The 25,028-nt window shown below is 69.8% G+C and carries 18 protein-coding genes and 2 pseudogenes; 10 read left to right on the forward strand and 10 right to left on the reverse strand.

Going from position 1 to position 25,028, the window contains the following annotated elements; genetic code table 11:
• Positions 1-7: 7 nt before the first annotated feature.
• Positions 8-2,095: a transketolase gene (tkt, locus tag IEZ15_RS28205; RefSeq protein ID WP_189279912.1), complete on the reverse strand. Its 2,088-nt coding sequence runs from the start codon at positions 2,093-2,095 to the stop codon at positions 8-10.
• A gap of 146 nt (positions 2,096-2,241) precedes the next feature.
• Between tkt and IEZ15_RS28210 the strand changes: the two genes are divergently transcribed.
• From IEZ15_RS28210 to IEZ15_RS28220, 4 genes are all read left to right on the forward strand, one after another.
• Positions 2,242-3,186, forward strand: a complete 945-nt coding sequence (locus IEZ15_RS28210; RefSeq protein ID WP_189279913.1) for a helix-turn-helix domain-containing protein — start codon at positions 2,242-2,244, stop codon at positions 3,184-3,186.
• Between the two features lie 34 nt (positions 3,187-3,220).
• Positions 3,221-3,346, forward strand: a complete 126-nt coding sequence (locus tag IEZ15_RS46475) for a hypothetical protein (protein WP_268250436.1) — start codon at positions 3,221-3,223, stop codon at positions 3,344-3,346.
• A 1,010-nt stretch (positions 3,347-4,356) separates the two neighbouring features.
• Complete coding sequence (locus IEZ15_RS28215) at positions 4,357-4,788, forward strand: hypothetical protein (protein WP_189279914.1); 432 nt, start codon at positions 4,357-4,359, stop codon at positions 4,786-4,788.
• A gap of 240 nt (positions 4,789-5,028) precedes the next feature.
• Complete coding sequence (locus IEZ15_RS28220) at positions 5,029-6,615, forward strand: N,N-dimethylformamidase beta subunit family domain-containing protein (protein ID WP_189279915.1); 1,587 nt, start codon at positions 5,029-5,031, stop codon at positions 6,613-6,615.
• Positions 6,616-6,912: 297 nt separating this feature from the next.
• Here IEZ15_RS28220 and IEZ15_RS28225 read toward each other — a convergent pair whose 3' ends face one another.
• The 4 genes from IEZ15_RS28225 to IEZ15_RS28240 all read right to left on the reverse strand — a co-directional run bounded on the left by IEZ15_RS28225 (position 6,913) and on the right by IEZ15_RS28240 (position 9,631).
• Entirely contained in the window at positions 6,913-7,167 is a 255-nt protein-coding gene (locus tag IEZ15_RS28225) for a hypothetical protein (RefSeq protein WP_114248171.1), read from the reverse strand.
• Between the two features lie 33 nt (positions 7,168-7,200).
• Entirely contained in the window at positions 7,201-7,395 is a 195-nt protein-coding gene (locus tag IEZ15_RS28230; RefSeq protein WP_189279916.1) for a hypothetical protein, read from the reverse strand.
• A 330-nt stretch (positions 7,396-7,725) separates the two neighbouring features.
• Positions 7,726-8,421, reverse strand: coding sequence for a response regulator transcription factor (locus tag IEZ15_RS28235; RefSeq protein ID WP_189279917.1), 696 nt, complete (start codon positions 8,419-8,421; stop codon positions 7,726-7,728).
• Complete coding sequence (locus IEZ15_RS28240) at positions 8,393-9,631, reverse strand: sensor histidine kinase (protein WP_189279918.1); 1,239 nt, start codon at positions 9,629-9,631, stop codon at positions 8,393-8,395. The genes IEZ15_RS28235 and IEZ15_RS28240 overlap by 29 nt, the downstream gene beginning before the upstream one ends.
• Positions 9,632-9,884: 253 nt before the next feature.
• Between IEZ15_RS28240 and argG the strand changes: the two genes are divergently transcribed.
• Complete coding sequence (gene argG, locus IEZ15_RS28245) at positions 9,885-11,330, forward strand: argininosuccinate synthase (RefSeq protein WP_114248167.1); 1,446 nt, start codon at positions 9,885-9,887, stop codon at positions 11,328-11,330.
• Between the two features lie 146 nt (positions 11,331-11,476).
• Here argG and IEZ15_RS28250 read toward each other — a convergent pair whose 3' ends face one another.
• Positions 11,477-12,112 (reverse strand): DUF1345 domain-containing protein, encoded by a 636-nt coding sequence (locus IEZ15_RS28250; RefSeq protein ID WP_189279919.1) that lies wholly within the window; start codon positions 12,110-12,112, stop codon positions 11,477-11,479.
• Between the two features lie 80 nt (positions 12,113-12,192).
• On the opposite strand from IEZ15_RS28250, the pseudogene IEZ15_RS28255 reads away from it, so the two are divergent.
• Positions 12,193-12,378, forward strand: a pseudogene (locus IEZ15_RS28255) (ATP-binding protein); the annotation flags it as partial.
• Here IEZ15_RS28255 and IEZ15_RS28260 read toward each other — a convergent pair.
• Together IEZ15_RS28260 and IEZ15_RS28265 are read right to left on the reverse strand one after the other, a co-directional pair.
• Positions 12,343-16,935, reverse strand: a complete 4,593-nt coding sequence (locus IEZ15_RS28260; protein WP_189279920.1) for a cation-translocating P-type ATPase — start codon at positions 16,933-16,935, stop codon at positions 12,343-12,345. The pseudogene IEZ15_RS28255 and the gene IEZ15_RS28260 sit on opposite strands and share 36 nt — an antisense overlap.
• Positions 16,936-17,030: 95 nt before the next feature.
• Positions 17,031-17,576, reverse strand: coding sequence for a hypothetical protein (locus IEZ15_RS28265; RefSeq protein ID WP_189279921.1), 546 nt, complete (start codon positions 17,574-17,576; stop codon positions 17,031-17,033).
• Between the two features lie 413 nt (positions 17,577-17,989).
• Here IEZ15_RS28265 and IEZ15_RS28270 point away from each other — a divergent pair, with 413 nt between their 5' ends.
• A complete protein-coding gene (locus IEZ15_RS28270; RefSeq protein WP_189279922.1) occupies positions 17,990-18,313 on the forward strand; it encodes a hypothetical protein in 324 nt (107 codons plus the stop codon).
• Positions 18,314-18,465: 152 nt separating this feature from the next.
• On the opposite strand, the pseudogene IEZ15_RS28275 reads toward IEZ15_RS28270, so the two are convergent.
• Positions 18,466-18,666: pseudogene (locus IEZ15_RS28275) on the reverse strand (IS110 family transposase); the annotation flags it as partial.
• 221 nt (positions 18,667-18,887) lie between these two features.
• Between IEZ15_RS28275 and IEZ15_RS28280 the strand changes: the two are divergent.
• Positions 18,888-19,436 carry a hypothetical protein gene (locus IEZ15_RS28280; RefSeq protein WP_229846149.1) on the forward strand — a complete coding sequence of 183 codons (549 nt, stop codon included), beginning with the start codon at positions 18,888-18,890 and terminating at the stop codon, positions 19,434-19,436.
• A gap of 508 nt (positions 19,437-19,944) precedes the next feature.
• Here the strand turns inward: IEZ15_RS28280 and IEZ15_RS28285 are convergent.
• Positions 19,945-20,286: a hypothetical protein gene (locus IEZ15_RS28285; protein ID WP_189279924.1), complete on the reverse strand. Its 342-nt coding sequence runs from the start codon at positions 20,284-20,286 to the stop codon at positions 19,945-19,947.
• 321 nt (positions 20,287-20,607) lie between these two features.
• On the opposite strand from IEZ15_RS28285, the gene IEZ15_RS28290 reads away from it, so the two are divergent.
• Complete coding sequence (locus IEZ15_RS28290) at positions 20,608-22,791, forward strand: AfsR/SARP family transcriptional regulator (protein WP_189279925.1); 2,184 nt, start codon at positions 20,608-20,610, stop codon at positions 22,789-22,791.
• A 501-nt stretch (positions 22,792-23,292) separates the two neighbouring features.
• The coding region (locus tag IEZ15_RS28295) for a condensation domain-containing protein (RefSeq protein ID WP_189279926.1) at positions 23,293-25,028 on the forward strand (1,736 nt) is incomplete at its 3' end.

Here is a 25,028-nt window from a genome sequence, read left to right on the forward strand (position 1 = left end):
GGTCTGATCAACCACGCGCTGCGGCGAGAGATTCCCGCGCGGCGGAGGCGACGTTCTCGGCGGTGAAGCCGTACTCGGCGAACAGGGTCCTGGCGTCGGCGGAGGCGCCGAAGTGCTCGAGGGAGACGATGCGTCCGGCGTCACCGACGTACCGGTACCAGGTCAGGCCGATCCCCGCCTCGACGGCCACGCGGGCCTTCACGGACGCCGGAAGCACGCTCGCGCGGTACTCCGCGGACTGCTCCTCGAACCACTCGACGGACGGCATCGACACGACACGCGCACCGATCCCCTCGGCCTCGAGCAGTTCGCGCGCCGCGACGGCGAGCTGCACCTCGGAGCCGGTGGCGATGAGGATGACGTCAGGGGTCTTGGTGGAGGAGTCGCGCAGGACGTAACCCCCCTTCACCGCCTCGGGGTTCGCCTCGTACGTCGGCACACCCTGGCGCGTGAGCGCGAGACCGTGCGGAGCCGGGTTCGTGGCGTGCCGCTTGAGGATCTCGGCCCAGGCGAGCGCGGTCTCGTTGGCGTCGGCCGGGCGGACGATGTTCAGGCCGGGGATGGCGCGCAGCGAGGCCAGGTGCTCGACCGGCTGGTGGGTCGGGCCGTCCTCGCCGAGGCCGATGGAGTCGTGGGTCCAGACGTACGTGACCGGGAGCTGCATCAGCGCGGACAGGCGCACGGCGTTGCGCATGTAGTCGGAGAAGACCAGGAAGGTGCCGCCGTATATGCGGGTGTTGCCGTGCAGCGCGATGCCATTCATCTCGGCGGCCATCGAGTGCTCGCGGATACCGAAGTGGACCGTGCGGCCGTACGGGTCGGCCTCCGGCAGCGGGTTGCCCTTCGGCAGGAAGGAGCTGGTCCTGTCGATCGTGGTGTTGTTCGAGCCGGCGAGGTCGGCGGAGCCGCCCCACAGCTCGGGGATCACACCGCCGAGCACCTGCAGCACCTTGCCGGACGCGGCACGGGTCGCGACGGATGTGCCCGCCTCGAACCGCGGCAGAGCGGCCTCCCAGCCCTCGGGCAGCCGGCCGGCGACGACGCGGTCCAACAGCTTGGCGTGCTCGGGGGCGGCGGTGCGCCACTCGGCGATCTGCTTGTCCCAGGCAGCATGCGCCTCGGCGCCGCGGTCGAGGGCCTCACGGGCGTGGGCCAGTACCTCGGGCTCCACCTGGAAGGTCTGCTCCGGGTCGAAGCCGAGGACCCGCTTGGTGGCCGCGATCTCCTCGGCGCCGAGCGCCGAACCGTGCGAAGCCTCGGTGTTCTGCGCGTTCGGGGCGGGCCAGGCGATGATCGTGCGCATCGCGATGATCGAGGGGCGCCCGGTCTCGGCGCGGGCGGCGGTCAGCGCCCCGTACAGCGCTCGGACGTCGATGTCGCCGTCGGCCGAGGGCTCGATCCGCTGGACGTGCCAGCCGTACGCCTCGTACCGCTTCAGGACGTCCTCGGAGAAGGCGGTTGCTGTGTCGCCCTCGATGGAGATGTGGTTGTCGTCGTAGACGAAGACGAGGTTGCCGAGCCTCTGGTGACCCGCGAGGGACGAGGCCTCGGCGGAGATGCCCTCCTCCAGGTCGCCGTCCGAGACGATCGCCCAGATGGTGTGGTCGAAGGGGGACTCACCCTCCGGCGCCTCGGGGTCGAACAGGCCGCGCTCGTAGCGGGCGGCCATCGCCATGCCCACGGCGTTCGCGACACCCTGGCCGAGCGGACCGGTGGTCGTCTCGACGCCCGCGGTGTGCCCGTACTCGGGGTGACCGGGCGTCTTCGAACCGTGCGTACGGAACGCCTTCAGATCGTCCAGCTCCAGCTCGTACCCGGAGAGGAACAGCTGGGTGTACAGGGTCAGCGAGGTGTGGCCCGGGGAGAGGACGAAGCGGTCGCGGCCGGTCCACTCCGGGTCGGCCGGGTCGTGCCGCATCACCTTCTGAAAGAGGGTGTACGCGGCCGGCGCCAGGCTCATCGCGGTGCCCGGATGGCCGTTTCCGACCTGCTGCACGGCATCGGCAGCCAGAAGGCGGGCGGTGTCGACGGCACGCCGGTCGAGTTCGGTCCACTCGAATCCGTCAGGGAAGCTGTCGGGTATCTGCGTGCTCATCTTCAAGAAGTCCTCGATAGGAGCCGGGAAACTGCTCTGATGCGTTCAAACTTAAAAGTATGACTTTTGCCGGGGAAGGTGCCTCTGTGTCAGCCTTCGGTGAAAGTGGGACAGCGGGTGCCGTACCGAGCCGACGCGAGAGGGACATGACAGACAGAACGGACCAGGAGGGTGGAGGGATCAAGACCTTTCCCTTCCCCGCGAACCTGAGCGTCTGCGGCGTAGGTATGCAGGTCGGGCCCATGGAGCCCGGCCGGACCTGGCATGCGGACGCGCCTTTGGAACGCGTGCACCGCGTCGACTTCCACGTGGTGATGCTGTTCCGCGGCGGCCCGGTCAGGCACATGATCGACTTCGCCGAGTACGAGGTCTCCGCCGGCGATCTCCTCTGGATCCGCCCGGGCCAGGTGCACCGCTTCTCCCCCACGGCCGGGTACCGCGGGACCGTCCTGACGATGCAGCCCGGCTTCCTGCCCCGAGCGACCGTCGAGGCGACGGGCCTCTACCGCTATGACCAGCCCCCGCTGCTGCGCCCCGACGCGGATCAGCTGGCCGCCCTCGAACGCTCCCTCGCCCAGTTGGAGCGCGAGTACGTCGACACGACCACACTGCCGCTGAGCCTCCACACCGCGGTGCTCCGGCACTCCCTGACCGCGTTCCTGCTCCGCCTGGCCCACCTCGCGGCGAGCTCCGCCGAGACGGCACGTGGGCAGACCGACACCACCTTCACCCGCTTCCGGGACGCGGTCGAGAAGGGCTTCGCCACCAACCACAGCGTCAGCGCGTACGCGGACGCCCTCGGCTACTCCCGCCGCACCCTCGTCCGCGCGGTGCGCGCGGCCACCGGCAAGACCCCCAAGGGCTTCATCGACAAACGCGTCGTCCTCGAGGCCAGACGCCTACTGGCCCACACGGACATGCCGATCGGCCGCATCGGAGCCTCGGTGGGCTTTCCCGACGCAGCCAACTTCTCGAAGTTCTTCCATCAGCACACCGGTACGACTCCAGTGGCGTTCCGGGCGGAGCTGCGCTGTGCAGGCGTCACGCCGTCGCGGAAAGTCAGGGCGTCGGCGGCCGATTCACCGGCCTGATGACCCTGTACCGACCAGGGCGATGATTGAGGCCATGGCGTTGTCGACGGCGTTCACGAAGTCGTTCGGCACGCACCACCCGATCGCGTCGGCGCCGATGGGCGGGTCCGCCGACGGTGGCCGTCTCGCACGGCGCGGGCTCGGATTGCCGGGCGCCTGAAACGGGGATCGGGGCCGGCCGGCCCGCGCCCTGCCGATCGCGGCACGGTGCTCCACCACCACGAGCCGGTCGACGGGGCGTGGCGGAGAAGGTCCGCGGCCGTCCGGGCGGTGATGTACGAGCGGTCGCGCCCCGTGGACCGCCCGGGAGACGGCCGGCTTCCGTCGCGCGCCGGCCCGGACGACCGGCGTCTGCACCGCGAACCGCACAGTTGAGGACCGGCGTATGGCTGACCAGCGGGATGTCGAGCGAGTTGCTGCCCTCGCCGAGCCGCTCCGCCGGATCGCTCAGCCCGCCGGGAGGCGGCAGGGACCGCTCCGGCGCAGCGTACCGAGCGGCCCGGAACGAAGCCGAACAGCACGGTGTCGCAGGCGAACGAACCACCAGCCGGGCCCAGCGCGCGTTCGTCCTCGCCATTCACCGACCCCGGCCGGGCCGACGACGGGCTCGAACTCGCCCAGCAGCTGCTGTCCGGGCCCGACCTGCACGGCGGTGCGCGCGGGTCGGGCCGCCAACCGGGCGACGCGTTAGGCTCGTTCTGTAGACACGCGTGGCGGCCTACGGAGGCGGCCAGGAGCCAGAACGTCGAGTACCCGACGCCGTCGCGGGCCGAGGGCTGGAGGCTGGAAGGGAACATGGATCCGGCCGAGGCCCAAGTGCCCCGCCGCGTGGATGAGCGCCTGGCGGAACATGCCGAGAGCTGACAGAGGCGGCGGCCGTACGGCAGGGCTCCTTGCCGGTTCACTCTGCAAGGGGCTCCGTGCGCCGCCCAGTTTCCCGGCTCCGCCGCAGCCGAACCCGTGAAGTCAGCGGCCCCGGAAGGGGGCGCTGCACTGCACGACAGTCATCGCCACCACGCCGCCCGCGTGCTGCGCGCCGGGGGCCGGCCCGGAACGGCGGCCACGACCGGCAAGGCCGCCGTTCGGCAGGACGCCTCCGAGGTACTCGGGTCGGAGCCCCCGGTTGGTTGTCCACCTCGCGCGTCCGTACTCGAAGGAGGTGCGTCCGGTATGGATTCGGAACGTGCCGGCCGTTTGGTGTCGGCGCTTCGTGCCCGTGGCGTGATGGCCCATCTCGTGGAGGCGGGTGTCTACGAGTTCGGGATCCGGGTCGTCCTCGACGAGGGGATCGAGGCGCTGTGGGACGTCGACGGGGCCTCGGGGCTCGACGCGGAGATCGTCAGCGACGGAGTACTCATCGGTTTCGTACCCCATGTGTCCGGTTCGGAGAGTTTCACCGAAGAGCAGCTCGTGGAGAGCATCGCGACGACGCGGTACTCGGCGGAAGGGCTCCGCCCGCCCAGCGACACGCCCGCACCGACCGCGCCCCCGACCGGCGAGGCTGCGCCGTCGCCCGGTCCTGCGGTCACCCCGCCGGTCGCCCGCTACCAGCGCCGGGCACACTGGATCCGGCGAGGCAACAAGGACGGTCCCCTGCGCTGACCAGGCACCCGGTGCATCGCCCGACGCGCCCGCCTGCGACGCGGCGGGCCGCCGTCCCGTCACAGCGGAGCTCGCACCTCTTCGACCGACGGCAGGACGGGATGGCTGCGAGGAGATCGAACCCGGCTGGTCGCGCACGACGCGGCCCGTCCCCGATTCGGCCCTTCCCGGATCGTGCCCGAGCAGGTGGCGGGTGACGATGGCCGGTGACAGCGCTGCGGAACGGGTTCGGCGGGCGACATGAAGCGTGGTGAGGGGCAGGACGCCGGGACTACCGGTCGGCTGGACCGCAGGCTCTTCCTCGCTGCCGCAGCGGGCGGGGCGGTGGCCGGTGGCGTGGCAGTGACCGGTTGCCACTCGTCCGCGGCCGGGGGGACCGCCACCGGCTCCACCCAAACCGGCGCCTCCCGCCGCACCGAGGAAGGGGACAGCGCTCGGGCCGCGGACTCCGACTGGCGTGTCCGTTCGGTGGGACCGCCCGGGGCCATCGAAGGCTATGCCGACAAGGTGAGCGTGGTGCCGGGTGAGGAGTTCGGCATGTACGTCTCCACCACCGCCCCCGCGTTCCGGGTCTCGGCCTACCGCGTCGGCTGGTACGACGGGGCGCAGGCGCGACTGATCTGGCGTTCGCACCGTGTGCCCGGGTCGGTCCAGGCCCGCCCCCGGCTGCTCCGGGTCACCCGGACCGTACGGGCGGACTGGCGACGCACACTCCGTGTCCGCACCAACGGCTGGCCGGAGGGCGCGTATCTGCTCCGGCTGGACTCGGACAACGGCCACCAGCGCTATGTGCCACTGATCGTCCGCTCGGCGAGCGCGGCGGGCAGAATCGTGCTGATGCACGCCGTAGCAACATGGCAGGCGTACAACAGGTGGGGCGGCTACAGCCTTTACGAGGGCGAGAACGGTGCATACAGCACGCGGTCGCTCACTGTCAGTTTCGACCGTCCCTACGACGGCAATGGGGCCGAGAAGTTCATGGTTTACGAACGGGCGGCGGTGGTCCTGGCGGAGAGGCTGGGCATCCCGCTCGCCTACACCACGGGTGCGGACGTCCATCGCGACCCCGGCATTCTCCAGAACGCCGCCGGAGCTCTCTCACTGGGACATGACGAGTACTGGACACCGCAGCAACGGGCTCACGTCACCCGGGCGCGCGACGCGGGCACCAACGTGGCCTTCCTCGGCGCCAACGCCTGCTTCCGCAGGGTCAGACTGGAGCCGGACGCCACCGGCGCCGACCGCGCTGTCGTCTGTTACAAGACCGACTACCGGAACGACCCGTACCTCGCCGACCACCCGGACATGCCGACCAACGACTTCCGCCTGCCGCCCGGCGCCTCCCCCGAGTCGTCCCTGACCGGCGTCCTCTACGAGGGCTACCCGGTGGACGCCCCGTATGTCGTCCACCGGAGCGACCACTGGCTCTTCGAGGGGACGGGCGTGAAGCGAGGAGACTCCTTCGACCACCTGGTCGGAGTGGAGTACGACCGGGTCACTCCGGACATGCCCACCCCGGCGCCGCTCGAGATCATCGCCCATTCCCCTCTCGTTTGCGAGGGCAGACACAGTCATTCCGACTCCGCCTACTACACCGTGCCGAGCGGAGCGGGCGTCTTCGCCTCCGGGACGATGCGTTGGGTCGAGGCTCTGATGGCGGGGACCCGTGAGAACGGACGCAACCACGGCATGGACGCCCGTACGGGGGCTTTCGTCACCCGCGTGACAGAGAATCTGCTCCACGCGTTCGCGGCGGGCCCGTGCGGCCGGAACAGGCCGAGGCCCAGGGACAATGTGAGGGACGTATACGCGTCCGCACCACGCTGACATCATGATCGATCTCCCGGGTCACCGGCTCGCCCTGGCCCGGTGCGAGGACGTCACCATCGGAGTGAGCAGTGCGGCCTCGTCGTCGGCCACCTGCTGCGACAACTTCGCCGGCATGTCCTGACCGAGCGACCCTGTCGCGCGCATCCCGTGAGTGGTCGAGTCGTCGCGGGATGCCAGGCGGCCAATCGTTCCAAGCCACTGCTGGGCTCTGCGCGCTGCCCCGACATGCGGTGGGACCGCTCAGCCCGGGCGGCCGTTGTGCCGGGCCGCCCCGGGCTCGTCGTTGCTGCCGCGTCAGCTTTGATCCCCGATCTTCGCGGTCCTGCTGACCCACTGGGACAGGGTGAGCTGTGTGGGTGCCACATGGCGGCGTTCGGCCTGGCCCTCCCTGGACGTCCCCTGGTATCGGCCGGTGCTGTCGGCCAGGGCGTCGCGGAGCAGGGACAGGTGCACGGGCAGGGCTGCACGGAAGTCGTCCCCGTCCCGGCACGGGGGGCAGGTTGCCGGTCGTTCACTGATCGTGCGGTGCTTCTCGGATGCCGTGAACATGGGAGGTGTCCTTCCTGCTGCTGGGGTGCCGCCTCACGCGGTCGTCGCGGCCGCGCAGGGCGTGGTGAGCCGGGCCCAGTCGGTCGGCAGCAGGGCTGCCGGACCGGGCAGGGCGAGATGGATGCCCACCGGGGCTGCAATGGTTCCGGCGGAACTGCGGATGATGGTGTCGAGGGCGACACCGAGCAGTCCGGCGGTGGTGAGGTGAAGCGTGGTACCGGAGATCACACGGGTGATGCTGGGGGTGGAGAGTGTGTGGTCAGGTGATACGGGGACGGGACCGCCCGGCCGCCGAAGAGAGCGGCGACGCAGGCCGCGGTCAAGGATGCGAACACGCGGTGTGATCGGCGCACGGTGTGCGGCTTGATCGGTTCGGCGTTGTATCGCTTGGTCGGGCAGTGGGCTTCGATCATGGCGAAACCTCCGTTCGCCTTCTCACCTTCGCCCAGGAAGGGCCCCTCGCGCGTCGTCCCCCCGCAGCGATTCCCGGCTACCACGGCTGCGGTATCTGCCACACCTGCCTACGACTGGGGCGACATGCACGTACCGCGCCGACGATTACTCCGACGCCGGTGAAGGCCCGGATTCCGCTGCCGGACTGACCAGGCCGCACTGATAGGCGATGACGACGAGCTGGGCCCGGTCACGAGCCGCCAGCTTGGTCATGGCCCGGTTGACGTGGGTCTTGGCAGTCAGCGGGCTGACGAACAATTGTTCTGCAATCTCGTCGTTCGACAGCCCCAGTGCCGCCAGGCCCACGACATCGCGCTCCCGCCGTGTCAGGCACTCCAGCCGCTCGTGCACGTCCGCCGGGCACGGGTCCGGCTGCGCGAGAAAGCGCTTGATCAGCGCACGCGTCGCCGACGGGGACAGCAGTGCCTCGCCTGCGGCGATCGTACGGACGGCGTCGAGAAGCTCCTCGGGCCGGGCCCCCTTGCCGAGAAAGCCGCTCGCACCGGCGCGCAGAGCCTCGGCGACGTGCTCGTCGTCCTCGAAGGTGGTCAGGATGAGCACCTTCACCGCCGAGAGGTCCTCGGACTCACTGATGAGCCGTGTGGCGTCGAGGCCGTCCATCTCCGGCATGCGGATATCCATCAGGACCACATGCGGACGCTCTGCACGCGCCAGTTCCAGTGCCTCCTGCCCATTGGACGCCTCCCCCACCGTCTCCATGTCGTCCGTGGAGTCGAACAGCATCCTGAAGGTACCCCGCAGCAGGGCCTGGTCATCCGCAAGCAGTACGCGAATCGTCATGCCCGTCTCTCCTCGGTGGTTTGCCCATTACCAGGCCGGGACGCAGCGGCAGTTCAGCCGTCACGGTGAAGCCGCCTTCCGGACGCTCTCCCGCGTACAGACAACCCCCGACCGTGGAAGCGCGCTCACGCATTCCGATCAGCCCGTGGCCCGTCCCCGGGTGGGCGTGGTTCCCTCCGGTCCGTCCGTCGTCCTCAACGGTGATCGTCAGCCGCTCGGGGCGGTAGTGCAGGAACAACCGGGCATGGTCGGCGCCGGCGTGCTTGTGCACGTTGGTCAGAGCCTCCTGCACGATGCGGTACGCGGCCAGGTCGACCGTCGGCGCCAGCGGTTCGGCGATGCCCCGCCGAGTATGGGTCACGGTCAGGCCCGCGCGTTCGAACGACGCCAGAAGCGCCGGTACGCGCGCAAGGCCCGGCATCGGATCACGCGGCGCCACCGGATCGCCGGACTGCCGCAGCAGCCCCACGGTCACCCGTAGTTCGTCCAGCGCGGACCGGCTGGTGTCCCGGATGTCCTCCAAAGCGGCCAGGATCTGCTCCGGCCGCCTTTCCACCAAATGGACGGCCACGCCTGCCTGAGCGTTGATCAAGGCGATGTGGTGCGCGACGATGTCGTGCAGCTCGCGCGCGATGCGCACCCGCTCGGCCGCCACCCGCTGCTGCGCCTCCTGCTCACGCGTACGCTCCGCGTGTTCCGCCCGCTCCTCCACGGCCGCCACATAGGCGCGACGTGAACGCACCCCGTCCCCGACAGCAGCCGGCAGCGCCGTCCACGCCAGCATCGCCGCGTTGTCGGGGGCCAGCCATGAGTGCGGGTCGCACAGCACGGCGGCGCCCACCAGTACGACGGCCGAAAATGATGCCGCAGCCCAGGTGGCACGCCGGTCGGTCAGCGCGGCCACGTTGTAGACCGACACCAGGACCGGGCTGATCACCAGCGGGCTTTCCCGAATCCCGACTATCTGAAAGGCCACCCCGCAGGCAACTGCGACGGCCAGTACGCCGAAAGGGTAATGGCGCCGCCACACCAACGCGGCGCAACCGATACCCGCCAGCACCACGACAGGCCACCGCAGGGAGAACTGGTGCCCGTGCCGTACGACCGAGGCAGCCGCGACCGACAGCACGAACAGCAGCGCCACGCCCAGTGCCTCCACCACACCGATCCGGGGCCGCGCCCCCCGTTTCAAACCGCTGATCACTGCCATGTCACCACGGTAGGGTCGACGGCCGCATCGGGCATCGTCTGGCGCGGGTGCCTCGACCGTCGGCGTCCGCCCGTTCGCGGACCTTCGGGCGGTGAAGCGCACATCCACGGTGTGCTGTACGACCTGTGGCTCCATTGCGTCTAGGAAGAACCGGCCCGCGTCGGTTCCGCCGCCAGAGCGGCGGGGCGCCTCGCTCCGGCGGTGGCGCGCCCCCGACTTTGCATGATCATGCGAGATTATGCATACTCTTCCTATGTCTAAGGTCCTCACCTCCCTTCCCGCCGGCGAGCGCGTCGGCATCGCCTTCTCGGGCGGCCTCGACACCTCGGTCGCGGTCGCGTGGATGCGCGACAAGGGCGCCATCCCATGCACCTACACCGCCGACATCGGCCAGTACGACGAGCCCGACATCGCCTCGGTGCCCGGCCGCGCGAAGACCTACGGTGCCGAGATCGCGCGCCTGGTCGACTGCCGCGCGGCGCTGGTCGAGGAGGGTCTGGCCGCGCTCACCTGCGGGGCGTTCCACATCCGCTCGGGCGGGCGTGCCTACTTCAACACCACGCCGCTCGGCCGCGCCGTCACGGGCACCCTCCTGGTCCGGGCGATGCTCGAGGACAACGTACAGATCTGGGGTGACGGCTCCACCTTCAAGGGCAACGACATCGAGCGGTTCTACCGGTACGGCCTGCTCGCCAACCCGCACCTGCGCATCTACAAGCCGTGGCTCGACGCGGACTTCGTGACCGAGCTCGGCGGCCGCAAGGAAATGTCGGAGTGGCTGCTCGCCCACGACCTCCCGTACCGCGACAGCACCGAGAAGGCCTACTCCACCGACGCCAACATCTGGGGCGCCACCCACGAGGCCAAGACCCTGGAGCACCTCGACACCGGCGTCGAGACCGTGGAGCCGATCATGGGCGTGCGGTTCTGGGACCCCTCGGTCGAGATCGCCACCGAGGACGTGACGATCGGCTTCGACCAGGGCCGCCCGGTGACGATCAACGGCAAGGAGTTCGCCTCCCCCGTCGACCTGGTGATGGAGGCGAATGCCATCGGCGGCCGCCACGGCATGGGCATGTCCGACCAGATCGAGAACCGGATCATCGAGGCCAAGAGCCGCGGCATCTACGAGGCGCCCGGCATGGCCCTGCTGCACGCGGCGTACGAGCGTCTGGTCAACGCGATCCACAACGAGGACACCCTCGCCCAGTACCACAACGAGGGGCGGCGCCTCGGCCGGCTGATGTACGAGGGCCGCTGGCTGGACCCGCAGGCGCTGATGGTGCGCGAGTCGCTGCAGCGCTGGGTCGGCGCGGCCGTCACCGGCGAGGTGATGCTGCGGCTGCGGCGCGGCGAGGACTACTCGATCCTCGACACCACTGGCCCGGCGTTCAGCTACCACCCGGACAAGCTGTCCATGGAGCGTACCGAGGACTCGGCGTTCGGCCCGGTGGACCGGATCGGCCAGCTCACCATGCGCAACCTCGACATCGCCGACTCGCGCGCCAAGCTGGAGCAGTACGCCGGGCTTGGCCTGATCGGCACCGCCGGTCCCGCCATCGGTGCCGCCCAGGCGGCCGCGACCGGACTGATCGGCACCATGCCGGAGGGCGGCGCCGAGGCCATCGCCTCCCGCGGCGAGGTCTCCGGTGACGACGAGATGCTGGACCGCGCCGCGATGGAGTTCGGCACGGACTGACCAGCCCCCGTCCAGCGGAAGGCTCGGCACCCCCGAGGGGGATGCACCACCGGAAAGGCCGGCTCGGCGCCAACGGCGCCGAGCCGGCCTTTCCGGTCACCCGGGGCCGGTCTCCTACGAGTTCGACGCACCGCTGGAGCGGTCCATCAGCGCGTGACGATTCCGACGACAAGGTTGATGGTGGTGGCCAGGATGCTGGCGCCGAAGACATAGGACAGCAGGCAGTGCCGGAGGGCGACCGCGCGAATCATGGAACTGGAGACGTCTGTGTCGGAGACCTGATAGGTCATTCCGAGGTTGTAACTGAAGTAGAGGAAGTCGCTGTACTGCGGCGGGTCGTTGGAATTGAAGTCGATCCCGCCTTCGGGTGTCAGGTAATAAAGGAACGCGTAGCGGGCGGCGTACATCAGGTGAAGTGCCGCCCAGGCCATGAACACGCCGCAGAGTGCCGTCGCGGCCGCGGCGTGGCTCAGCTCCGAGTCGCCGACCAGGAGCAGCGCCACGATACCGACCAGTCCGCACAGGGCGGCCGCGACGACGACGAGTTCCTCGGTGACGGGCCGGAACTCCTCGCGTCGGACGTTGTGATGGGTGGTGGCGGCGTCCATGGGCCACAGGACCATCCACCCTGCCACGACGAAGATCGTCTCCGCCGCGGCGATTCCGGCGAGAATTCCGAGCGGTGTGTTGGTCAGTACACCGACGACCGCGCCGATCAGCGCTCCGACGACCGCCGAGCCGACCAGTCGAGGAACGGCGGACAGCGCCGGCCAGTGGTTCATGGGCCTCAAGTGTGACCGCCTCGACAGCTCGGTGAAGGGTCTCAGGCCGGTCGCGCGACTCGGCGGGCAGACTCAGCAAGAAACGCTACGAGAAGGGCTCAATCATCCTGTCCTCGAACAAGACCTTCGGAGAACGGGGTCAGGTCTTCGGCGACGAGGTCCTCGACCAACTTCGGCACCACTGCGAACTCGTCTCGATCAACGGCGACAGCTACCGGTCATACAGCGTGTCAGCGGACGAGCCGAACCATGGGACGCAGTCGTGACGTGAGGTCGGCCAGCAGCTGTTCGGCCTGTGGCAGTACGTGGGGTCCGAGGGAGGCGGTGCCGACGGCGACTGCCACTCCGGTCCAGGCCAGTGGGCCCAGCGGTGTGCACCCGAAGAAGTGGCTGACGACGGGTGTCTGGACCAGGGCGATGAGCACGGCGGCGGTGCCGAGGACTGTGGTCAGGACCAGCGCGCTGTGGCGGCGTCCGACGACGGTCTGGGTGAGCTGGGCTCCGACCACACCACACAGGGCCATGGTGCTGGTGCGTCGTGCTGAGCCAGGAGTGAGGGTGCCGATGAGCCATGCGATGGTCCCACCGATACCGGTGATCAGGCCACGATGGCGGATCTGGCGTGTCAGCGGTTGCCCGAGGACGGCGAGGCCCACGGGTACGGTATCGGTCGCGGTGGACTCACCGGCGGGTTCCGGATCCTGGGGGGTTACCGCGACCGCCATCGCCGGGAACATGTCGGTGAGCAGGTTGACCAGCAGCAGCTGACGTGTCGACAGCGGCGACGTGCCGGACAGCAGTGTGCCCAGTACGGAGAAGCCGACCTCGCCGGCGTTCCCACCGAGCAGGATGCTGATCGCGTCGGCCACGCTGCGCCAAAGGGCTCGGCCTTCGCCGATGGCGTCGATGAGAACCGACAGTTCGTCGTTGGTGATCACGAGGTCTGCGGCATTGCGTGCGGCTGCCGATCCGCGCGCGGCGATACCGACCCCGACATCGGCAGCGCGGATGGCGGCGGCGTCGTTGGCGCCGTCGCCGACCATGCCGACGACGCGACCCGCCTCCCGGAATGCCTCGACGACCTGGAGCTTCTGTTCGGGTGCGACGCGGGCCACGACGCCGCAGTCCCGGAGCAGGCGGGCCCGTCCCGCCCGGTCCAGTGAAGCCAACTCGTTACCGGTGACGACCGTGACATCAGGGGGCCAGCCCAGGGCGACTGCCACGGAGCGGGCGGTCTGTGGGTGGTCGCCGGTGAGCATGACGGGTCGTACGCCGACCTCTCCGAGACCGGCCACGAGCGTTGCGGAGCTGGCGCGGGGGGTGTCGGCAAGTGCCACGAACCCGATGAGTTCCAGCAGTTCAAGGGGCTTGTCCAGTGCTTCCCTCGCCTCGTCGTCCGTCGCGAGACAGCGCTGGGCGACGGCCAGGAGCCGCAGGCCCTGGCCGGCGAGGGAGTGTGCCTCTTCGACGGCTGCCGGATCCGTATCCGGGCAGCAGGGCAGCACGACTTCCGGCGCGCCCTTGACGACCAGCATGCTCGCGCCGTCCGCGTCCCTTCCGGCGGCGGCGGCGTAACCCCGGCTCGCCTCGAAGGGCTGGGCCTGCACGATGGTCCACCCTGCCTCGGGCGGGGCGACCGCCAGGACCGCCTCGTCGGTGGCATGGGCGTGGACGCCCGGCTGCTCGGCAACGCGGGGGCAGGCCCGGGCGGCAACGCGCAGGATGTGTTCCGCCTCGCCCGCGTCGGCCGGGTGCTCGACGCCTGTGTCGGCGATCAGGCGGACGACACGCAACCGGTTCTCGGTGAGGGTCCCGGTCTTGTCGAAGCAGATGGTGTCCACGCGTCCGAGCGCTTCCAGGCTGCGTGGCGTGCGTACCAGGACGCCGAGCTTGCTCAGCCGCCGTGCCGCGGCCATTTGCGCGACGGTCGCCACGAGAGGCATGCCCTCGGGTACGGCAGCCACTGCGACTGCCAGTCCGCCCCGGAGGGCTGCGCGCACCGGGCGGCCGCGCAGCATGGACAGGCCGGCCACCGCGGCGCCGCCGACGAGGGTGAGGGGCAGCACCCGGCGGGTCAGCCGGTGCAGTCGTGCCTGAACCCCCGCCGAGGTGGGGACCCGGGCGGCGAGGGACGCCGCGCGGCCGGCTTCGGTCTGGTCACCCGTGCCCACCACCACTGCCCGGGCGTGGCCGGCCACCACCGTGGTGCCTTCGAACACCATGCAGCTGCGGTCGGCGACGGACGCCTGCGGTACGGCGGCCACTTGTTTACGGGTGGGCAGTGACTCGCCCGTCAGCGAGGACTCGTCCACCTCGAAGCCACTGACCTCCAGCAGCCGCGCGTCGGCCGGCACCACATCGTTGGTGCGCAGCTCGATCACCTCGCCGGGCTTCAGCCGCACGGCCTCGACGACGGATGCCTCGCCTGCTGACGGGTGGGCGAGTCGCCGGGCGGTTCGCCGCTGCCCGGTCACCAGTGCGGACAGCGCCTGTTCCGCGCGCAATCTCTGTACCCCGCCGACCAGGGCGTTCACCGCCACGGCGGCGATGACCAGGAATGCGTCCACCGCGGACCCCAGCAGTGCCTGCGCTGTGGCACCGACCACCAGGACCGGGGTGAACGGGTCGTCCAGTTCGGCCCACACGGCGTCGGCCAGACGTGCGCTCACCCGTGCGGGTGCGAAGGCCGGGTGCGTGGCAGCGGTGCCCGCGATGTGGCCGACCCGGGTCCGTACCACCGTCAGGGCGGTGGGTGTGGCGCGTGAGGCCTTCGCCAGCCGGACCATCACCTGCTCGGGCTGCAGGGCGTGCCAGGGCACCCGCGGCCTGGGGTGAGGGGTCGTACCGGCGGCTACACCGAGTGCGGCGCACCAGCCCATGACCAGGGCCGCGGCAGTGGCGACAGTGACGGGGCTGAGCCGCACTTCGAGGGGGAAGGGAACCCGCTGCGACCGAGCCCCCCGGGTGAGCACCAGGAGCTCGGAGAGTGTGGCGCCCGCCTCGGCGCAGAACTTGGCACGCCGGCTGACCGCCCGCGCTGCGGGTACGGCGGACAGCAGCCGCCACACCCCCTCCAGTCCGCGCAGGGGCAGAAGGTCGGCGCCCCAGACGATGGCGCTGCGCTCGTCGGTGACTGCGACGGCGATGTCACTGCGGAGCAGTCCGTCGAGTACGTCGTGGGCGGCGGCAGTCAACTCCCGTTCGGCGGACGCCCGGTCGTGCGGGACGCGCGCCACCGTGAGGACCGTTCGGCCCTCGTTCTGCAGGGCAGCCACCACCTCGGCCAACGGGATCTCGGCAGAGACGAGTTGGTCGGCGAGAGTCCCGAACTCGCCGAGCGAGCAGTCGTCCACCACCACGACATGCAGACCGGCTCGGCGCGCTGCGTTCAGCGCGGCTTCGGCCATGGGGTCGACCTCCCAGCCGACCAGGACGGTGCCGACGTCCGTTCCGCGAACCGACGCGATCAACAGTCCTTCGTCCGGCACCGTCTCATCGGGCACTGCGCGAAGACCGATGCATGACTCCTCGGACGGCGTTGCCGCGTCCTCGGGCGCGCTCAGGGCCGCGGTGGCTTCCTGCCACAACCGGTGGTGATCCCAGTCGGTCGCACTGGGGTGAACCTCGAGCACAGTGCGCCGAGTGCTGCGCAGCGCTTCGGGATGCAGGACCACGGTGTCCACGAGCTCCAGTTGACGCAACCGCTCGGGGTCGCGGACCAGCACGTCCTCGCGCGCCAGGGCACTGCCGAGAGCCGCGGTGAAGGCCGCCGGGCCGTAGCGTGCGGCCTTGGGGGAACCGGCCAGTACGGTCTCGGCCGCCTCGTCGAGGCTGCGGGTGAACAGGAGCGTGGTGGCGGCGCCGCCCAGCATCCCGTTGACCGCGGCGGCGGCATATTCCTCGCCCGGGCACGGAAGCAGCGGCGGACGTACGACGTCGGTGTTGGCTACAGTCAGCCGGTCCGGGGCGCACAGCGTGTCGTGCAAGGCGTCGAACGTCGCGAGCTGAGCCAGCGATTCCACCAACTGGGCGGTCCGCAGCGCCGCGTCGAGGAGCAGCGGACTCGGCGACTGCCCGATCCCGCAGACGGCCGCATGGGCCGCGGCCAGCACCAGATCGGCTGCGTCCGGGCCCAGCGCACGGCTCAGCACCACGCGTACCCGCGAGTCCTCACGCATCATGACGACCGCGGCCACCATGGCCTCCGGCGCGCGCTTCACAAAGGCTGCCCGAGCGGCGAATGCGACGCCGATGCCCGCCGCGTCGCACGCCAGGGCGACAGCGTTGGCGCGCACGCCCCCGGCGGCGCCCGGGTGCACGTGTTCCAGCGTCTGATCGCCGACGTGCATCAGCCCGTGCTCGGCGGCCAGTTCGGACACCCGGTCCGCCACCCGCTCGCCGACCGCGTCGTCGGTGGTCTGCACGACCAGCCGCCCCAGGCCGCCGTCCCAGTAGGCGATCAGCACGTCAGGGTGCTCGGCCAGCTCGACGGCCACCTTTCTGGCGGCGGCCTCGAGTCGTTCCACGGTTCGAACGGGCGCGTCCGGGTGGTGCGCCAGCGCCAGGTGCATCCGGGTTCCGGCGCGCCAGTAGCCGACCTGAGGAGTCATCGCGTTGCGGGCGACCCTGCCGACCCGCAGCGCGGTCGCCGACACCGCCGCCACCCCGTCCACCGCGCCGCGTGCACCGGCGTTCACAAGCTCAGCGGCCAACCGCGCCGCATCTGCGGTCGGCGGAGCGATCCGGCGGGTGGCCTCGGCCGGCGCAGCCAGGGCGCTCTGGAGGGCCACGGCGGGCAGCCCGGTCAGGAAGCGGAGCAGCATGTCTCACCTTCGCGGGCTTGCCGCCCGCGGCCGGGCGGAACGGTCATCACGGGTGCCGGGCACGGAACGGTCGTAACAGCGGATGGGAGGCGACCTCAGGGCTTCTTCCGCCCACGTGCCTTGGCGCGCGAGGTGCCTGTGGCGGTCGTGGCCGCGCGCTTGGACGCGCGGGCCTTCGCCGTCCCGGAGGCGGTCGACGCCTTGGCCGGGCGGGTCTTCGCCGTCCCGGAGGCGGTCGACTTTGCCGGACGGGTCTTCGCCGCCCCGGAGGCGGTAGATGACTTGGCCGGACGTTTCTTTGCCGATTTCGAGGTGGTCGATGCCTTGGCCGAGCGGGTCTTCGCCGGCCTCGCGGTGGTTCGCGCCTTGGCCGACCTGGCGGCCCGCTTCGCCTGCGACCCTTCGGTGCGGGCCTCACCGGCGGCGGGGGCCGCCGCGACATCCGCCGGACGCGGCTGCGTGAGCCACACCACCGCGGCGCCCGCCATGGCCACGGGCCACTCGACCACACCGGCTACGCCGAGCAGTCCGGCACCGGTGTACGCCGCGACGCGCCGTGCATGCGGCGAAACGATCCCGACGGAGTCCAGAACACCGTTGACGATCCCCTTGACCCGATCCGCCCCAGGGACCCTCTCCACTGCTGTCGTCACCCTCTGCACGGGGTGCGCCAGTGTCGCCTGGACGGGATGCTGCACCTTTGTGTCCCCTGAGTCAGACGCATGGGAACTGTCAGTCATGGTCGCTCTCTCTCCGTGGGGCAGGGGTGACGGACGGCACGCGGTCGTGACGTCTCTCACGTTTCAGTAACCTTGACAAGATCGCGCAACTCCGGCAAGCCTGGACATATCTACTTACCGCCATGTGAGGTAACAGGCGGTGGACGCCTCAGCGTCAAGGGCCTGACCGGCTGCGGCAATTCCGTTCGCCCATCGACGCCGTCACCGCCCGACCGCGCCCCCTTCGCTCGTCGACCGACCAGCCACAACACTGCTCCCCGCCCGACCGGCCGGGCCGACGTCAGGCCCCCCCCACCTCCACCGGAGGCCGTTTCATGCGCGTCGAACTGTCCTGGCCGCGCCCTGGCGCCGAGGACCGGACCCTCACCCTGGCCCTCCCCGACCTTCCCGCCACGGGCCTGCTCCGCCCGGCCCTGCGGTACACGAGCCGGTTGCGCACTCCTGCCGCCCTTCGGCGCGCCGTCGCGTGCGCGGAGCCCGTCATCGGAGCCGCAGCCCGCACTTCCGGCGCGGACGCACTCACCCGTGCCGCCCTGCCGTATGCCATCCGGTTCACCCGGCAGGCACTCCTCAGCGGCACACCCGCCGCCGTCCCGAGCCAGGCGGCGCGAGCGATCCCATCCGGATCGACTCGCTGACTCCCCGACCGCCTGCACCCTGAGCGACACACCAGGAATTCGGATCCCCCGGGGAAGGGCGTGATCGTCGACGCGCCTGACCCCGCGTGGGCCCTGCTCATCGCCCCAGTCGCTCATGACTGCCGCGCCGTCACCGGCAGACCTCGTCACCCACCCGGCAGATATGCAACGCGGCAGCCCGCATCGCGAGCCACAGCCGGCGACGGCGCGCCGATCGAGGCCGAGCGCTCCACGACCACAGGCGCCGCACCGCGTTTGGCCCGCAGCTTCGCGAAGAGCTCGCGCAGCCGCAACTCGCTGTCGGGCAGCACTCTGCCGAAAACTCCCTTGCCTGCCGGAGTGAGGTCGGCGCCGTCCCGCTTCACCCCGGTACGGAATGAGCGTTCACGCCCCTGATCAGCGGTCTGCCAATACCTCCGAGGCCCGGTGGCACCACTTCTTCGACCATGCTCGAGTGCCGCGGCATCGGGATCACAGTCGGCCGGTTCAGGGATCACGCCCGGACCCGGATCGACGTAGCCAGATGCGGTAACTTCAGTTGCCGAATCCCCGTTCGGTAACTAAAGTTGCCTGCATGATGTCTGAGATCACCGCTGCGGAACAGACCGCCCTCGACAAGGCCCTCCTCGACGCCCTGAACCCACTCGCCTCGGCCATGCGCGCCCGAGCGACCGGGCTCCCCGAGGAACGCACGTGGGATGCCAACCCCATCGAGGTGACACTGTCGATCCTCACCACCTGGAAGATGGTGGACGCAGAGGTCAAGCGGTTGACGGCAATCGCGGCAAAGACCGCCGGCTCCTATGGTGCGAGCTACGAGCAGTTGGGCGCTGCTTGGGGTATCACCCGACAGGGCGCCCGCAAGAAATGGCCCGACGCCATCGACAGATCATCCCCTGCAGAAGCGGAGGCAAGCCTCATCGAACTGTGCGGTGGCAGTGCCGAATTGTCCCGGGACCCCTCATCAGGTGGCTGGCGGTGGGCCGGCAAGGGAGCCGATGGAACACGCGATGAGGCAGACAGCACCTCTTACTACGCAACAAAGGAAGAAGCCGCCGCCCACGCAGGCGCCTTTTTGAAGGAGCACGCCGCCGACCGGCGCCAAGGGCTCGCAGATCAGTGACACGTCGTTGATCTCGTTGCTGAGCCCGTTGGTTCGGGTGGATCAACGGCATCGACAACATCGAGATCCACGCGTGGACCGAAGTCCTCGGCGGTGAGGGCGAGGGACACCTGCAGCGGCCGACCCTTCGCGAGAACCGGACCGGCGCCGTGCGCACCATTTGCTGCGTCCTGGCTGTTCATCTTCATCGGGGCCGAGCCGCATACGCAGTGGCTGGAGGGAGTGGTCTCCCGTGATGATCGCGGATTCGTGCCGACCGGCCCGGACTTGGCGGCCGGAGGGCAGCGTCCGGCGGGCTGCCGGCAGCCGGCTGGCGGCCGCCGGCTGCCGGCTGCCGGCTGCCGAGAGATCGGTACCACCTGGAGTCAAGCGTGCCTGGCGTCTTCGCCGCGGGAGATGTGCGTTCCCCCTCGGTCGAACGAGTCGCGTCGGCCGGCGGCGAGGGAGCCATGGCCGTCCTCTTGGTGCATCGCTATCCGGAGGCACAGTGACCACGTCAGTGAATCTGTCACCGGAGCAGTCGCGGACGCTGTTCCTGTTCGAGAAACACGGCGACGAACAGCTCAATTGGCCGGCGGAGCGCGGCCGCGCTGAGCAACAGCCGACCGGAAGCGTGGTTTACGGGGAGGGTGAACCGGCCCCGTGCTTCTTCGTACTGCTCAGCGGTGCCATCGCGCTCAGCCGTGCGCTGCACGGCGACGATGTGGAGGTCAATCGCACCGATCATCGCGGTGTGTACAGCGTGGCGACCCGTGCGTACCTCGGGGACCGCGTCGAGCAGCGGTATCCCCACACGCTGCGGGCCCGCGGACATCGACGTGCCGTGGCTGACCTCGGCAGCCGACACCATCGGTGAGGTCCTTCGACGTCGCGTAGCGGACGCCCACACTTCAAACATGGAATTTCAGACGTTCTTTTTCCGGAACTTACGGATAGCGGTACCTCATAACGCGTCTGAAGAGAAAAGAAGTTGACGGACGCGGCCAGGGCAGTGAGTCGTTGACTGGCCCCTTTCGATCATGCAATCATTCGAATGCACATCCTGTATCCGCTTTTCGTACACCCTGTACCAGTATTCGAACACGCCAGGTACGGTGGAGGTCGGCGGGCCTGTGCGTCAGGCCGTTCGCCATCGCCCTCTACGAGCCGTCGTTGCCACGAAGGGGGCCCCATGCAGTTCAGGATTCTGGGGCCGCTCGAAGTCGTGGACGACGGCAGGCACATAGATGTCAGCGGGCAGCGTCAGCGCACGGTTCTGGCGATGCTGCTCCTCGAATCGGGACGTGTCGTCTCCAATGACCGCCTGGTGGAGGCCATATGGGAGCGGAAGCCGCCGGCGACGAGCCGCACCCAGGTACAGATCGGCATCTGCGCGCTGCGGCGCATACTCCCCGCGGGGCCCCACCCCGGCCCCATCGTGACCCGCTCGCCCGGTTATCTCTTACGGATGACCGAGGGACAACTCGACCTCCACGCCTTCGAGGAACGGGTCGCCGCAGGCGGAAGAGCCGCTGCCGCCCATCAACCCAAGCAAGCGGTAAAGGAGTTACGGGCCGCGTTAGGGCTGTGGCAGGGTCACGCCCTGACCGATATCAGCAGCAAGCCGGTACGGGCGAACGCCGTCCAGCTCGACGAGCGGCGCCTCGCCGTACAGGAACAGTGTCTTGAACTCGAACTACGGCTCGGCAATCACCACCGCGCCGTGAGTGAACTCGGCGCTCTGGTCGCCGCCCACCCACTCCGGGAACGGCTGCGGGTGCTCCTGATGACCGCGCTCCACCGCGCGGGACGGCAGGCCGAGGCCCTGGACGCCTACCGCCAGGCGCGGGCGGCCCTCGTCGAGAGGCTCGGCATCGAGCCCGGCGCAGAACTGCAGCGGCTGCACCGCATGATTTTGGCGGGGGAAGAGGAGTGGGGCGCACCGCCCCGGGTCCAGCCCTTCATCAAGGTGACGGCGCCCGCCGCCACGCCGGGCGGGCCCGGAAGCGGCCCGGCGGTCGCGGCCCTTCCGGCGGTTCCGGCCATTCCGGCGCACAAGATTCCGCGGCTGCTGCCCGCCGACATCGCCGACTTCACCGGCCGCGCGCGAGCGATCCAGCGCATTCTGGCCACCCCCACTCGTACCGACGCCCCCCGAACTGTCGTCCCCGTCACCGTGATCACCGGACGGGGTGGCTCCGGCAAGACGACCCTGGCCGTACATGTCGCCCATCGGCTCGCTCCGGACTACCCCGACGGGCAGCTCTTCGCGAAACTCTCCGGCGCCCCGGGCCGCCCGACGAGCGCCGCGGGGGTGCTCCGGCGCTTCCTGCGCGCGCTCGGGGTGAGCGACGAAGCCGTCCCCAGCAGCGTCGAGGAGCGCGCCGAGATGTACCGTGACCTGCTGGCGGAGCGCCGGGTCCTCGTCGTGCTGGACGGCGCGGCGTCCGAGTGCCAGGTCGCCCCGCTGCTCCCCGGGTCGTCCGGATCGCGGGTGCTGATCACCTCGTGGCGACGCTTCACCGGGCTGCCCGCGGACACCCGTATCGAACTCTCCAGGTTCCGGCGGGAAAGCTCCGTGGAAATGCTGATGAAGATCATCGGACGGCGACGGGTCGCCGCCGAACCGCTGGCCGTCGAGGAGCTCTGCCGTGCCTGCGACGATCTGCCGCTCGTACTGCGCGCGGCCGCCGCACGCCTGGCCGCCCGGCCGCACCGGGCCGTGGCGGACGCCGTCGCCCAGGCCGAGGCGGTGGACGGATGCGCCGACGCGGCCCGCCGCCCTGACGAACTGCGCCACGTGGAACAGACCGTCCGTACGTGCATGACCCCGGCTTACGCGGCGCTCAGTCCGGAGGCCCAGCGGGCTCTGCGCCGCCTGGCCCAGTTGGAGATACCCGACTTCGCGCCCTGGGTCGGCGCTCCCCTCCTCGAATGCGAACCGCACCGCGCCCAGGACCTGCTGGACGAGCTCACCGAGTCCTACCTGCTCGACGCAGTGGTGGACCAGGCGTCCAGAGCCGTCCGGTACCGCTTCCCCGCGTTCGTACGGGCCTTCGCCCTGGAGCGCCTGGCGGCGGAGGAGTCGCCGGAGGAGCAGCGGGCGGCGTTATGGCGCGTTCTCGACACCTTGGCGTATCTCACCGGAGAAGCGCAGCGCCGCAGCGGACATGGGGACCCGCCCGTACCGGATGAGCCCATCCGCTGCCATGCGATGCCGCGGAGCCTGATCGACCGTCTGCTGGCGGACCCGTTCGCCTGGTACCAGCAGGAGCGCGCCCAGGTGGAGGCGGCGGGCCGGCAGGCGGCCGAAATCGGCCTGTGGACCATTTCCTGTCGCCTGGCGAGCAGTTCGACGGTGCTGGCCAGGAAGTGACTCCCCGGGGAGGCACCGCGGCGGTTCGGCCGTGGGCACCGATTCCCTTTTGCCGGCCCGATGTCGGCGCGCATCCCATCACGACTGTCCTGCTGACAGCCTCTCCAGCGGTCCCGCACAACTCCCCCACGAACCTCGACGGGCTCCGGGGGAACGCCGCACCCGGACGCGATTCAATCTTCCGTTCAAATACAAGACACACGTGCGCCTATTTGGCTCTATTACTTCCCTAAATTTGCGCTAAGGATGTGATCCAGAACCCTCCCGATCACTAAAAGGCGCAGGTCAGGCGCTAATCGCGAGGGTTGACCGGCGCTGATGCGGCTCTCTAATGTGACAGCGCTCCTCCATGTCCCATGCAAATAATCCCGCAGTTCTTCGCAGCGTTCACAGGTTCTCTTCGGCGATGCACGTACGCACTGCTCTGTGTGCTCTTCAAGAAACCGCGGCCGCGTTTCGTTTTTATTGGACCTTTAGTGGACCGGTGAGAAGGGCGTCATCATGGACGGCATCCCCACGACCGACGAGAACGCGGGAGAAGACGCGCGTGCGGAAGGCGGAACAAGACCGTCCGCGGCCGGCCGGCTCCGCGCCAGGCCGGATGAGCGCGGTCCGCTCTCTTTCGGCCAGCAGCGGCTCTGGTTCCTCGACCGCTGGCTCGGGGACAACGCCGTCTACAACATTCCGGTCGTTCTTCGCTTCACCGGCCCCTTGGACGCCGCCCGCCTGACGGCCGCCGTCACTACGGCCGCAGCCGGTCATGACGCCCTGTTCACCGTCTTCGATGCGGACGGGAACGGGGAGCCGCGCCAACGGTTGCTGGACACCCGTGAGACGGACTGCCCGCTCGTCGACCTCACCGGCCTCGCACCCGTCGACCGCGTCCGCAGCGCACGGGAGGCCGTCGAGGCGGATGCCCGCAGGCCGTTCGACCTGGCCCGGGATCCAATGCTGCGTGCGTCGCTGTACCGGCTGTCCGAGGACGAGCACTGGTTGCAGCTGACCTTCCACCACATCGCCTGCGACGGCTGGTCCCTCGATGTGTTCCAGCGCCGGCTCAACGAGGCGTATCGTGCCGGCGGCGGGTCGGTGGGCACACTGCCGGTCCAGTACGCCGACTACGCGTTGTGGCAGCGCGAGACGCTGCGCAGCCCTCGTACGGAGAAGGCCCTGGCGGCCTGGACGGATGCGCTGGCCGATGCTCCGGCCGTGCTGGACCTCGGCACGGACCGCCCCCGTCCGGCTGAGATGAGCTATCGGGGCGAGACGACGGACTTCCCGCTCACCGGAGTATCCTCGACGGCGCTGGAGGCGTTCGCCGCCGAGGAGAACGTCAGTCTGTACACGGTGATGCTCGCCGCCTTCCAGGTCCTCGCCGCGCGCCACTCGGGGAGCAGCGATGTCGTTGTCGGTTCGCCGGTGGCGGGCCGGGACAACGCCAAGCTCAACGATCTGGTCGGCTTCTTCGTCGACACACTCGTCCTCCGGGTGGACCTGGGGGACGACCCCGGCTTCCGGGAGCTCGTGGCGCGCTCCCGCGCGTCGCTGCTGAGCGCACTCTCCCGCAGCAGGGCCCCGTTCGACCTTGCCGTGAAGCAGCTGCACCCCGAACGGTCACTGAGTCACAACCCGATTGTGCAGACGCTCTTCGCCTTCCATGAGGAGGAGCCGCTGGAGCCCTTCGGCGAGGGGTTGAGCGTCGAGCGTTCCATGGTGGCCACGGGGACCGCGAAGTTCGACCTCACCTGGTCGGTGTACCGGCGGCCGGGCGGGCTCCGTCTCCAGGTCGAGTACGCGACGGACCTGTTCGACGCCGACACCATCCGCACCCTGGTGGACCACTGGCAGATCCTGCTCGGTCAGATCCTCGCCACGCCCGATCTTCCGGTGAGCCGACTGCCGCTCATGGCGCCTGCCGAGCGGCAGTCGGTGGAGTCGTGGGCGGGTGACGGCGGAAAACTCCCGGTCGGTGCGATCCACGAACTGGTGATACGCCGCGCGCTGGAAACCCCCGACGCCGTGGCCGTCGTCTGCGACGACAGCACCCTCACCTACGCCGAACTCGCCACCCGCGCCGCCGACATCGCGACACTCCTGGTCGGACAGGGTGTGGGCCCCGAGGTCTGTGTGGGGGTCTGCGTCGAACGATCCCTCGACACCGTCATCACCACCCTCGCCGTCCTCATGGCCCACGGCGTCTACGTCCCCCTCGACACCGCCTTCCCCACCGACCGCAT

The sequence above is a fragment of the Streptomyces atratus genome (assembly GCF_014648655.1).
Taxonomy (GTDB): domain Bacteria; phylum Actinomycetota; class Actinomycetes; order Streptomycetales; family Streptomycetaceae; genus Streptomyces; species Streptomyces atratus.